Origin of the sequence: Rhodanobacter sp. MP1X3 (assembly GCF_014207165.1) — a bacterium.
Classification (GTDB): domain Bacteria; phylum Pseudomonadota; class Gammaproteobacteria; order Xanthomonadales; family Rhodanobacteraceae; genus Rhodanobacter.
This window is the reverse complement of sequence record NZ_JACHCO010000008.1, coordinates 96,596-108,601: the sequence shown is the minus strand read 5'-3', so window position 1 is coordinate 108,601 and position 12,006 is coordinate 96,596. Positions and strand designations below refer to the sequence as shown.

Sequence of the window (12,006 nt, the reverse complement as noted above, 5' to 3'; positions counted from 1 at the left end):
CGCTCGAAGTCACTCCCCAGGCCTGATCATGCCGTTCCGCTACGCGGAATCGCCCCCATTGATGGGCTGGTCAGTTAGCGCAACACCTCGCTCGCTCCCGCAACCTTCACACTTGCTTGATTTCGAACTTCAAGTGTTGCTCGCATCAGCGATATCTATGCAACGGTTCGGCTATCGCTTGCATGCAACAGCTAGGCGTTCAATGAGATCAGAAATCTCAGTCTTCAAACGCCTCAATGGTCTCTCGACGTCCGAGAAGAAAGGCATCGGCGACAAGTCGTAGCGGACTGGTGTCTACGTCGCTGCACTTGGTGCGAATGAGCGAGGCAAAGTGTGTATAGAGTCCTGGGTACTCGCAGTCCTCGCCATGCTGGGTGCCGCTCGGTAACTCAAGCACCGCGCCACCATTCGCCAACTTCAAGATTCCTGCATCGGTCTCAACGACTATGTCCCAGCTCTGTGGACCGGTCTGCCGCCAATCAAGATCCATTGTGATCGGTACACCAGCGGTATCGCGAAATGTCATTTCAGCGGCGATAGGCGCGGAGCGGTTGGCAGGGGTAGACAGCACAGCGGCCTGGAGGAAAAAGGGACGCGGCAAAATATGCGTCGCGATTGACAGTGCATTGATGCCCGGATCGAATACGCCAAGACCGCCAGGCTCCCAGATCCAAGCCTGCCCGGGATGCCAGACGCGGACATCCTCTCGCCAGATGATCGACACGCTATCGATCCGTCGTTCGGAAAGCCATGCGCGGGCCGGCGCGACGCCAGCGGCAAAGCGCGAATGCCAACCAGCAAATAATGTCACGCCGGTCTTGCGCGACAGCTCCTCGAGTGCAGCGACCTCTGCCAGCGTTGCGCCAGGCGGCTTTTCGAGAAAGACGTGAATGGAACTGGCCAACGCCTGCTTAGCCAATTCATAACGGGCCTGTGGAGGAGTACAAACCACGACTGCATCGACCCCCGACCCGTCCTTGAGCAGTGCATCAAGGTTTTCGTAGTGATCGATACCCTCTATACCCGAATTGCCAGGGCTGACGGTTGCGGCCAAACGGAAGGCCGTGTCGGCAGCAATCGCCGGAAGATGCTGGTCGCGAGCGATCTTGCCCATGCCAACCACCGCAACACGTATCGGACCCATGCTCAGAGCGCCTTGATGATAAAAGTTTGCGCAGAAGCGAGCGCCAGCCTATTGCATAGCGGCAGGGTGAAAGGTGCAGCCTCGATCTCGAACTGATCGCCCACTTGCGTTTTTATTCCTTCGGAGAACGACAGTGTGGCGGTACCAAAAAAATGGACATGGATATCGCCTGGCTGTCTAAACACGTCGTACTTGAAATGATGCGCCTCCAAGTTGGCGAAACTGTGCGACATGTTTTCCTCGCCGGACAGGAACGGCTTTTCCCAAAGCACCGCGCCGTCCCGACGGATGCGGCTGGTGCCTTCGATCTGCGCCGGCAGCGGACCGACGAGCAATTCGGGTCCCAGTGCCGCCTGCCTCAGCTTGGAGTGCGCCAGCCAGAGGTAATTGTGGCGTTCGGTGACATGATCACTGAACTCATTGGCGAGGCAAACGCCCAGGCGAAAAGGCGTCCCGTCTTCCCCGATCAGGTAAATACCCGCCAATTCAGGCTCTTCACCGCCATCTTTCGCGAAAGACGGTGAGGTCAGCGGCTCGCCCGGACCGACGAGGCCAGTTCCGTTGCCCTTGTAAAACCATTCCGGCTGGCACCCGGTCTGGCCGGGTGCAGGCTTGCCGCCCTCGACACCTTCGAGAAATATCCGCATCGAATCTGTTTGCGTCTGAGCCGCAGCAGCCTCACGGTGCATCTTGTCGCGTCCTTCGGCGGAGCCCAGGTGGGTGAGGCCCGTGCCGGTCATGAACAGATGCGCTGCGTCCGGGTGATCGATCGGCGCCAGCAGCCGGCCACCGGCCAGTTCGGCGGCGATGTCCACGGTTTCCCCGAAACCGCAATCCGCCACCGCGCCAGCGAGATCGGTGCCCATGGCGATCGCCAGGTTCGCCAGCGATCTCACGCTATCGACTCCGACCACGAAAGCGTCGCCGTTGCCGGTGGAGGCGATCACAGAGCGATTTCCGCCTGCGTCACGATGTTGCAAAAGGCGCAAGGTCATGTCGTTTCTCTCTTCATAGGGTTGCGGCACTCGCAGGTTTCCGGAGCGCGGTAAGGCATGGGATACGTAGCGCTAATCTAGTGAGTCGGGATCCCGTCCAGCAGTCGCGGTGAGCCGGCGTCATCGCGTAGCACGGCGGGCAGCAATCGGGGCGAGAAGTTCTGATAGGAAACCGGCCGCAGAAAGCGGTCGATGGCAAGACTGCCCACTGAGGTAGAACGTCCATCGGAGGTCGCCGGATACGGTCCGCCATGCACCATCGCATGGGTAACCTCCACACCGGTTGGCCAGCCGTTGACCACAATGCGTCCGCTTTTTCGCTCCAACAACGGAATCAGCGCTGCGGCCATTTCGGTATCTCCGTCATCCATCTGCAGCGTCGTTGTCAGCTGTCCCTCCGCCGCCGCCAATACCGACTGCAGTTCCGCTTCATCAGCGCAGCGAACCAGCAATGAAGACGCGCCGAATATCTCTTGCCCAAGCGCCTTGTCGGACAAAAACGACTGACCGCTGGTCGAAAAGAACGTGGCGCGACCGTCGTTGACGCCATCGCCGGCGGGTCCCTGGGCTATGGCCTGTACATTGTCATGGTGCTGAAGCGTATTGATGGATTGTTCGTAGGCGGAGTGAATTGCACCGGTCAACATCGTCTGCGCAGCAACCGCGGAAATAGCTTCAGTGGCAGCCGATACGAAAGCATCAAGTCCGTCGCCCTCGATCGCCAGCAACAGGCCTGGATTGGTACAAAACTGCCCTGCGCCCATGGTCAACGATCCGACAAAGGCTGCACCAAGCTGCGCACCGCGCGCGCGCAGTGCCTTTGGCAACAGCAGCACGGGATTGATGCTCGACATCTCCGCGTAAACGGGAATGGGAATATCGCGGGCTTGCGCCAGTTTGACCAGCGCCAGGCCACCAGCACGCGATCCGGTAAAGCCTACCGCGGTAATCGCGGGATCCTTGACCAGCGCAGCGCCCAGTTCGATGCCCGGGCCAACCAGATGCGAAAACACACCCGGCGGCAGGCCGCTGGCCTTCACCGCGTCATGTATGGCACCGGCGACCATCGCGCCGGTGGCAGGATGGGCGGGATGGCCCTTGACGATGACCGTACAGCCTGCCGCGAGCGCAGAAGCCGTGTCGCCACCGGCCGTTGAAAAAGCGAGCGGAAAATTCGACGCACCAAACACCGCAACTGGTCCGAGCGGAATTCTCCGCAACCGCAGGTCGTTTCGTGCCGACGGTGTCGAACCAGACGCTACCGGGTCAATGCGCAAACCCATCCAGTCGCCGCGCCTCAGCACACCGGCAAACAGCTTGAGCTGCGTTACGGTGCGGCCACGCTCTCCTTCAAGACGTATACGTGTGAGGCCACTTTCCCGCATCGCGGTCACTATCAGATCGTCGCCCAATGCTAGAATTTCAGCACCGATACGTTCGAGAAAAACGGCCCGGGCTTCGGCATCAGTCGCACGGTATGCTTCGAACGCGGCCTCCGCAGCCAAACAAGCGGCTTTGACCTCGGCGATTCCGTCCGTTTCGAAAACTGAGCCAAAGGGCTGACCGGTTACAGCATCTATCGAGCGAAACTCAATTTTCTTGTCACCGGTCAGCTGGGTCTTGTCGTCGTTCAACATTATGTTTCACCACAATTAATTACTCAGACAAATAGATTAAGTCGCGTATGCTTGCTTTGCAATGCCGGCGGCTTTCCTGAGACCCTCGGGTAAGCAAGCCATTGATGGTTACGAAGGGATGAGCTCTTGAGCAAAACGACCGCGCCAACAGAACCCATCAAGCCTGTCCGGGAGCCGCGGGGGACGGGGCGACGCCTGTACGGCGCGATTGCCCATAAGCTGGGTGCCGCGATCCTGGCCGGTGAATATCTTCCGGGTGACGTGCTCTCCGGAGAAATCGTGTTTTCCGAATTACTGGACGTATCGCGGAGCGCGTACCGCGAGGCGATTCAGGTTCTTGCCGCCAAAGGATTGGTTGAAAGTCGACCCAAGGCGGGTACCCGCGTTCTACCGAGAAACCGCTGGAATCTGCTCGACCCGGAGGTATTAGGCTGGGCATTTGCGGGGCAACCTGATATTGCCTTTGTCCGCAGCCTGTTCGAACTTCGCGCGATCGTTGAACCTGCCGCGGCAGCACTTGCTGCGGAGCGGCGTGACAAGGCCGCCCTCAAAAGCATGCGTGATGCACTGGCCGGCATGACCCGGCACACGCTCGCCAGCGAAGCAGGCCGACTCGCCGATCGCGATTTTCACAACGCCATTCTGCTTGCCACCGGCAACGATGCGCTCATCGTGCTCAGCGCCAGCGTGTGCGCTGCAGTGAGCTGGACAACGCAGTTCAAGCACCGCCAGCGAGCCCTGCCCCGCAATCCCATCCCTGACCATCGCCGGGTGCTTGATGCGATTGCCGCCAGCGACTCGGCCGCCGCCAGCGAGGCGATGCGGGTGCTGGTGGAACTGGCGCTGGAAGATACGCGCCAGTCGATGCAGCCGTAGGCTACTTCGCTACAAGCCCATTTTCAGCGACCGCCGGTGCGACGCTTGTTGTAGACGTCGAATGCCACGGCAGCCAGCAGGACGAGTCCCTTGATCAAGGACTGGTATTCGGTGCCGACGCCGAGAATCGACATGCCGTTGTTGAGCAGTCCGATGATGAGTCCACCGACGATGGCTCCCGTGACGGTACCGATGCCTCCTGTGACGGCGGCGCCTCCGATGAATACAGCCGCGATCGAGTCGAGCTCGAAACCAGATCCGGCGCTCGGGCTCGCGAGGTTCAACTGGGCAGTGAAGACAAGCCCGGCGAGAGCCGAGATCACGCCCATGTTCACGAACAGCAGGAAGGTGACCCGCTTGGTCTTCACGCCGGAGAGGGCCGCCGCGTGCAGGTTTCCGCCGATGGCATAGACATGACGACCGAAGACGGAGCGCGCCATGACCGCCGCATAGACGACGATGAGCAAACCGAGGATCACCAGAACGATCGGGGTTCCGCTGTAGCTCGCCAGCAAAAAGGCGATATAGATGATCAGGAATGAGCCAAAGGCCAGCTTGAGAATGAACCACCAGAGCGGCTCGGACTCCAGTCCGTACTTGTGGCGCGCCCAACGCTGGCGAAGCGAGCCGAAGATCAGCACGATCGAGGCGAGCGCACCGAGACCGAGCGTAAGCGGCTCGTAGCCACTCGTTCCGAAGCTCGGCAGAAAACCGGATCCCAGCCGACGAAAAGCCTCCGGGAAGGGCGATATCTGCTGGTTTTGCAGCGCGATCTGCGCTGCCCCGCGAAACACCAGCATGCCGGCAAGAGTGACGATGAAGGCAGGTATTCGGAAGTACGCGATCCAGAATCCCTGCCAGGCACCAACGAGCGCACCGAGGATCAGGCACAGCACAATCGCGATCGGCCACGCAATGTGCCACTCGGTGATCATCACCCCGGCCATGGCGCCGACGAACGCCACCACCGAACCAACGGAGAGATCGATGTGGCCGGCAATGATCACCATCACCATGCCGATCGCAAGGATCAGGATATAACTGTTCTGGATGACGAGGTTGGAAACGTTGATCGGGCGTAGCGTGATGCCGTGGGTCGTTATCTGAAAAAACAGCACGATCACGATCAGAGCGGTGAACAGGCCAACCTGGCGAAGCTGGCCGGTGAGATAGCTCAGTACCCTCCTCGCCTCGCTGACGGGTTTCGTCAATTCGTTAGACGTTGTCACTGGTGCACTTCTCCCGCTCTCTTGTCATGTGCTGCATAAGGAATTCGGCGGTCGCCTGCGAGCGCGGAACATCTGCTGTGATGCGTCCCTCGGCGAGGGTGTAGATGCGGTCGCACACGCCGAGGAGCTCCGGGAGCTCCGACGAGATCATGATCACGCCTTTGCCCTCGTCGGCAAGCCGATTGATGATGGTGTAAATCTCGTACTTGGCGCCGACGTCGATACCGCGCGTCGGCTCATCGAGAATGAGCACCTCGGGGTCAGCGTACATCCACTTCGACAGCACGACTTTCTGCTGGTTTCCGCCCGACAGTTTTCCGGTGATCGAGTCGACACTCGGCGCCTTGATGTTCAAGCTCTTGAGGTACTTGCCGGCAACCGTCGCCTCCTTGTGGTCGTCGACGAAACCAAACATTCCCGCGAGCTTGCCGAGCGCCGATCCCGACACGTTACGGGTGATGTCGTCGATGAGGTTGAGTCCGTAGCGTTTGCGGTCTTCTGTCGCATAGGCAATGCCATGCTGGATCGCCTTCGACACGGTGCCCGTATCGATTTCGACGCCACGCTTGAAGACCTTTCCGCTGATCTTCACGCCGTAGCTCTTGCCGAACAGGCTCATCGCAAGCTCGGTGCGCCCTGCCCCCATAAGCCCGGCAATACCGACGATTTCGCCAGCTCGGACGGAGATCGAGGCGTCCTTGACGATCTGGCGGGACGTGTCGATCGGATGAAACACGTTCCAGTGTTCGACGCGCAACAGTTCCTCGCCGATCGTCGGAGTGTGATCCGGGTATCGACTCTCGAGCTCGCGCCCGACCATTCCTTTGATGATCCGCTCTTCGGTTATTTCGTCCGCATGCATGTCGAGGGTCTCGATCGTGCGTCCATCCCGGATGATCGTCACCTCGTCGGCGATCGCCTTGATCTCATTCAATTTGTGGCTAATGATGATCGACGTGATGCCTTGGCTCTGAAGCTGTTTGATCAGCTCGAGCAAATGCGCCGAATCCTCGTCGTTGAGAGCGGCCGTCGGCTCATCGAGAATAAGCAGCTTCACTCGCTTGGAAAGCGCCTTCGCGATCTCGACAAGTTGCTGCTTGCCAACGCCGATGTCGGTGATCTTGGTGATCGGATTGTCTTTGAGGCCCACCCGCGCGAGGAGTTTGGATGCCTCGAGGTTGGTCTTGTTCCAGTCGATCCAGCCATTCGTCTGTTGCTCATTGCCGAGAAAGATGTTCTCAGCAATGGAGAGGTACGGACTGAGCGCGAGTTCCTGGTGAATGATAACGACGCCAGCGGCCTCGGAATCGTTGATGTTCTTGAAATCGACCCTCGCGTCTTCGAAAACGATCTGGCCGTCGAAGCTGCCCGCGGGATACACGCCGCTGAGCACCTTCATGAGGGTTGATTTACCTGCGCCATTCTCGCCACAGATGGCATGAATATGGCCGCGTTTGACACCGAGCGAGACGTTTTGCAAAGCCTTGACGCCCGGAAACGTCTTCGTGATGCTCTGCATCTCGAGAATGTTGGTCGTCACGTTTTCTGCTTCTTCCTTAGATAGAAGAGTGTGGATGAACGAAACAGCGCTGGCGGCGGGTCAGCCGCCGGCCAGCGCTGGTCGATAAGCGAAACTACTGGAGTTGCGCCGCCGTGTAGTAACCGCTGTCGACGAGTACTTTCTGGTAGTTCGCCTTTGTGACCACGGTCGGCTGGAACAGGTAAGTCGGAACGGTGATGACCTTGTTGTTATAGGTCTTGTCATCGTTCGTTTCCGGCTTTTTGCCGGTCAGGATGTCGTTAGCCATGACAGAGGCCTGGTCGGCGAGCTGGCGCGTGTCCTTGTAAATGGTCGAGTACTGCTGGCCGGCGATGATCGACTTGACCGTTGCGGCCTCGGCATCCTGTCCGGTAATGACCGGCAGCGGCTTGGTGGACGTTCCGTAACCGGCACCTTGCAGAGCCGAGATGATACCGATCGACAGGCCGTCGTACGGCGAGAGAACGCCGTCGAGGGTCGCCCCGTCCGAATAGGACTTCGCGATCAAGTTCTGCATGCGAGCCTTGGCGGTTGCCGGATCCCACTGCAGCGTGGCGACCTGGGTGAAGCCGGTCTGACCACTCTTGACGACAATGGACCCATCGGCGATGTACGGCTTGAGGGTATCCATCGCTCCGTTGAAGAAGAACGTTGCATTGTTGTCATCCGGGCTGCCAGCGAAGAGCTCAACGTTCAACGGGCCCTTCTTGTCAGTCTTCTTTCCGTCAGCATCGATGAATCCGAGGCCGGTGAGCAGGCTGGTCGCCTGGTCGACGCCGACCTTGTAGTTGTCGAACGAGACGTAGTAGTCGACGTTCTTGTTTCCGGTGAGCAGGCGGTCATAGGAGATGACCTTGATACCGGCTTTTGCTGCCGCATCGAGCTGGTCGCTGAGCGAACCACCATCGATTGACGCGACGATCAGGATCTTCGCGCCCTTGGTGATCATATTGCTCACCTGAAGAACCTGTTGTGGAATCTTGTTGTCGGCGTACTCGAGGTCGACCTTGTAGCCGAGCTTTTCGAGGTCGTCCTTGACGGCGTTGCCATCCTTGATCCAACGCTCGGAAACCTTGGTCGGCATGGCTACTCCGACAAGAGCTCCCTTGTTATCGGATGATGCGGTCGTTGTATCCGTGCCCCCGCGTCCGCCGGAGCAGGCGGCGAGCGAGAACGCGAGTCCCATCGTTGCGATGCCGATCAGTAGTTTGCGTGCCTTCACTGTGGGTTACCTTTCAGTTGATTTCTGGACATCTTCATCTGTGTGGTGTTGATGAATCCGCATTGTCCGGGTACGGACTCCCTGCCGCCATCTTGGGCACAAGCGGCCAGTTTTTTTGATAACTCTTAGATCCGGGCTGCAAGCCGGTAGACGCTGATGCGTTCGTCCAGACTCGGGTCCTGCAGCTTTTCAACATCGCACCTTACTTATTGTGGCGGGGCGTTGCACGTGGAGATTGAGATCGCCTCTCGGTGGATGTCGATGACGGGGGGAAATTCTTTACTGCAGCGCGTATCATGGCTTATCTTGTCTGAGTAATAGACTATCGACGCAACCAACGTGCGTCAACGGCCGCCTCTCGAACCGATAGGAGTAGATATGAACATGCAGCTTAAGATCACCTCTTTAGTCGTTTTCGCCGCGTTGTTTCTGTCGAATGAACACGTTTTAGCAGCCGAAGCAAGTCGCGCTGCAGCAGGCCAGCTGAAGGACGGCACCAGCGTTGACGCTATTACACTGAGTAATTCTCACGGCATCAAGGCGAGGATTCTCGCGTACGGCGCCACCCTGCAGTCACTTGTCGCACCCGACCGGAACGGCAAGCCAGCCGATGTCATCCTCGGCTACGACGATCTGAGTTCGTATGTCGATCATCCCAATTTCTTTGGTGTGACCGTCGGGCGTTATGCAAACCGCATAGCTGGTGGTCGATTCATGCTGGACGGCAAGAGTTACCAGCTGCCGCTCAACGACAAGACCAACAGCCTGCACGGCGGCGGCAATGGCTTCGATAAAGCCTTGTGGAAAATCGTTTCGGTAAAAAGCGGCCCCGTGGCCAGCGTCGTTCTTGCGCATCGCAGCGCGGATGGCGATTCGGGTTATCCCGGCAATCTCGATGCCACCGTGACCTATACGCTCGACGAGAAGGGCGACCTCGGCATCAAATTCGAGGCGAAAACGGATAAGCCGACCATCGTCAACATGACGAACCATGGCATCTTCAATCTTGCCGGCGAGGGCGCTCCGGATGGCGCGATGAATCAGCGCCTCACCATTCCGGCGAGCGCTATCACGCCGGTCAATGCAACGCTCATACCGACCGGCAAGTTGCGTCCGGTCGCCGGTACAGTGTTCGACTTCCGCACCCCTCGCGTCATCGCCGAAGGCCTTCGCGATGGTCGCGATGAGCAAATCATTTTCGGTCGCGGCTATGACCATAATTTTGCGCTCGACAAGGGCGTCACCAAAACGCCGGAGCTGTCCGCGCGGCTGGAAGATCCCACCTCCGGCCGCGTATTGGAGGTACTGAGTACCGAGCCAGGCGTGCAGTTTTATACCGGCAACTTTCTCGACGGTACGTTCATTGGCAAGCACAGCCATGTCTACCGGATGGGTGACGGCGTCGCGCTGGAACCGCAGAAATTCCCCGACGCGCCAAACGAGCCCGGTTTTGTCTCGGCCCGCGTCGATCCGGGCAAGCCCTACGTGCACGTCATGATTTACCGTCTTTCCACGCTTCCCTGAGTGATCTGCAGCCCGCCCATGACAAATACCGCCCAACCCAAGCTTCGTTCGCGCGCATGGTTCGACAACCCCGACAATATCGACATGACTGCGCTCTATCTGGAGCGATACCTGAATTTTGGCCTTTCCCTTGAAGAGTTACGCTCAGGTAAGCCGATCATCGGAATCGCGCAGACCGGCAGCGATCTATCACCTTGCAATCGCCATCACCTCGTCTTGGCCGAACGACTACGGGACGGCATCCGCGAAGCGGGGGGTATCGCGCTGGAGTTCCCGGTCCATCCGATCCAGGAAACAGGTAAGCGTCCGACTGCGGGCCTGGATCGCAACCTTGCCTACCTCGCGTTGGTCGAGGTGCTTTACGGCTACCCGCTCGACGGCGTGGTACTGACGATCGGCTGCGACAAAACCACGCCCGCTTGTCTAATGGCGGCGGCGACGGTGAACATTCCTGCGATCGCCTTATCGGTCGGACCCATGCTCAACGGCTGGCACAAAGGCGAGCGCACGGGTTCGGGAACCATCGTCTGGAAAGCACGTGAGCTACTTGCGACGGGCGCAATCAATGAAGATGGCTTCATCAAGCTTGTCGCTTCATCCGCGCCATCCACCGGCTATTGCAACACGATGGGAACCGCAACAACCATGAACAGCCTGGCGGAGGCGCTTGGCATGCAGTTGCCAGGTTCCGCTGCGATCCCCGCGCCTTACCGTGACCGGCAGGAAGTTGCCTACCATACCGGCAAGCGCATTGTCGCAATGGTTGCGGAGGACCTGAAACCGTCTGACATTCTGACGCGTGAGGCGTTTCTAAATGCAATAGTCGTCAATTCAGCCATTGGCGGATCAACGAACGCACCGATTCATCTCGCAGCAATCGCCCGCCATATCGGCGTTGATTTATCGATCGATGATTGGCAGACGCACGGCTACAAGGTACCTCTCTTGGTCAACTTGCAGCCCGCTGGCGAGTACTTGGGCGAGGATTTCTATCATGCTGGCGGTGTTCCGGCAGTGGTAGCGGAGCTGATAAAACAAGGCTTGATTCACGAAGATGCGATTACTGCCAACGGCAAGTCGATTGGTGACAATTGCCGCGATGCAATTAATGAGGACGAACGCGTCATCCGCCCGTTCGCCGACCCGCTGAAGGAAAACGCCGGCTTCATCGTCCTGCGAGGCAATCTGTTTGACAGCGCGATCATGAAGACCAGCGTCATCAGTCCTGAATTCCGCGAACGTTATCTTTGTAATCCGGATGATCCTGATGCGTTTGAAGGACCTGCGGTTGTGTTCGATGGGCCGGAGGATTACCACCGCCGCATCGACGATCCAGCACTCGGCATCACCACTAACACGCTACTGTTTATGCGAGGCGCTGGCCCGGTTGGCTACCCTGGTGCAGCCGAGGTCGTGAACATGAGACCCCCCGCCTATCTTATCCGCGAGGGAGTCCATGCTTTGCCGTGCATCGGAGACGGACGTCAGTCGGGCACATCGGGATCGCCATCCATCCTCAACGCCAGCCCCGAAGCGGCAGTGATGGGCGGGCTGGCACTCATCCGCACCGGCGATCGAGTCCGCATCGACCTCGGTAGGGGTACCGCCAACGTACTGATAATCGGGGACGAACTCGCTGAGCGCCGGCGCGCGCTCAGCGAGGCCGGTGGTTATCCCTTCCCCGCCGCACAAACGCCATGGCAAGAAATTCAGCGCAGCACCGTTGGTCAGATGGAGACCGGAGCGATCCTCGAGGGTTCTGAAAAGTATCAGAGGATCGCACAGACCAAAGGTCTGCCTCGGGACAATCACTAACCACGCCGATCTATATTCATCCCA

9 protein-coding genes are annotated in these 12,006 nt (G+C 58.8%); 3 read left to right on the top strand and 6 right to left on the bottom strand.

Going from position 1 to position 12,006, the window contains the following annotated elements; all coding sequences use genetic code 11:
- Positions 1-217 precede the first annotated feature (217 nt).
- The 3 genes from HDE79_RS18755 to HDE79_RS18745 form a co-directional block, all read right to left on the bottom strand.
- On the bottom strand, positions 218-1,144 hold the full coding sequence (locus HDE79_RS18755) for a Gfo/Idh/MocA family oxidoreductase (RefSeq protein WP_184604306.1): 927 nt from the start codon (positions 1,142-1,144) through the stop codon (positions 218-220).
- 2 nt (positions 1,145-1,146) lie between these two features.
- Positions 1,147-2,139: an AraD1 family protein gene (gene araD1 / locus HDE79_RS18750; protein WP_184604304.1), complete on the bottom strand. Its 993-nt coding sequence runs from the start codon at positions 2,137-2,139 to the stop codon at positions 1,147-1,149.
- Positions 2,140-2,216: 77 nt separating this feature from the next.
- Entirely contained in the window at positions 2,217-3,776 is a 1,560-nt protein-coding gene (locus HDE79_RS18745; RefSeq protein WP_184604302.1) for an aldehyde dehydrogenase (NADP(+)), read from the bottom strand.
- A 126-nt stretch (positions 3,777-3,902) separates the two neighbouring features.
- Here HDE79_RS18745 and HDE79_RS18740 point away from each other — a divergent pair, with 126 nt between their 5' ends.
- A complete protein-coding gene (locus tag HDE79_RS18740) occupies positions 3,903-4,652 on the top strand; it encodes a FadR/GntR family transcriptional regulator (protein ID WP_184604300.1) in 750 nt (249 codons plus the stop codon).
- A 23-nt stretch (positions 4,653-4,675) separates the two neighbouring features.
- On the opposite strand, the gene mmsB is transcribed toward HDE79_RS18740, so the two are convergent.
- From mmsB to chvE, 3 genes are all read right to left on the bottom strand, one after another.
- Positions 4,676-5,881 carry a multiple monosaccharide ABC transporter permease gene (mmsB, locus tag HDE79_RS18735; RefSeq protein WP_343206002.1) on the bottom strand — a complete coding sequence of 402 codons (1,206 nt, stop codon included), beginning with the start codon at positions 5,879-5,881 and terminating at the stop codon, positions 4,676-4,678.
- Positions 5,868-7,421, bottom strand: coding sequence for a multiple monosaccharide ABC transporter ATP-binding protein (mmsA, locus tag HDE79_RS18730; RefSeq protein ID WP_184604298.1), 1,554 nt, complete (start codon positions 7,419-7,421; stop codon positions 5,868-5,870). Before mmsA ends, mmsB begins: the two co-directional genes overlap by 14 nt.
- 94 nt (positions 7,422-7,515) lie before the next feature.
- On the bottom strand, positions 7,516-8,505 hold the full coding sequence (chvE, locus tag HDE79_RS18725) for a multiple monosaccharide ABC transporter substrate-binding protein (protein WP_304625085.1): 990 nt from the start codon (positions 8,503-8,505) through the stop codon (positions 7,516-7,518).
- A 516-nt stretch (positions 8,506-9,021) separates the two neighbouring features.
- On the opposite strand from chvE, the gene HDE79_RS18720 reads away from it, so the two are divergent.
- Positions 9,022-10,167, top strand: a complete 1,146-nt coding sequence (locus HDE79_RS18720; RefSeq protein ID WP_184604292.1) for an aldose epimerase family protein — start codon at positions 9,022-9,024, stop codon at positions 10,165-10,167.
- Positions 10,168-10,185: 18 nt separating this feature from the next.
- The gene (locus tag HDE79_RS18715) at positions 10,186-11,982 is read left to right on the top strand and encodes an IlvD/Edd family dehydratase (RefSeq protein WP_184604290.1); all 1,797 of its coding nucleotides are present in this window, start codon (positions 10,186-10,188) and stop codon (positions 11,980-11,982) included.
- The last annotated feature ends 24 nt before the right edge of the window (positions 11,983-12,006 follow it).

Coding starts and splice junctions, on each gene's coding strand:
- HDE79_RS18755 (WP_184604306.1), bottom strand. CDS start 1,144: ATGGGTCCGATACGTGTTGCGGTGGTTGGCATGGGCAAGATCGCTCGC.
- araD1 (WP_184604304.1), bottom strand. CDS start 2,139: ATGACCTTGCGCCTTTTGCAACATCGTGACGCAGGCGGAAATCGCTCT.
- HDE79_RS18745 (WP_184604302.1), bottom strand. CDS start 3,776: ATGTTGAACGACGACAAGACCCAGCTGACCGGTGACAAGAAAATTGAG.
- chvE (WP_304625085.1), bottom strand. CDS start 8,505: ATGCCGACCAAGGTTTCCGAGCGTTGGATCAAGGATGGCAACGCCGTC.
- HDE79_RS18720 (WP_184604292.1), top strand. CDS start 9,022: ATGAACATGCAGCTTAAGATCACCTCTTTAGTCGTTTTCGCCGCGTTG.
- HDE79_RS18715 (WP_184604290.1), top strand. CDS start 10,186: ATGACAAATACCGCCCAACCCAAGCTTCGTTCGCGCGCATGGTTCGAC.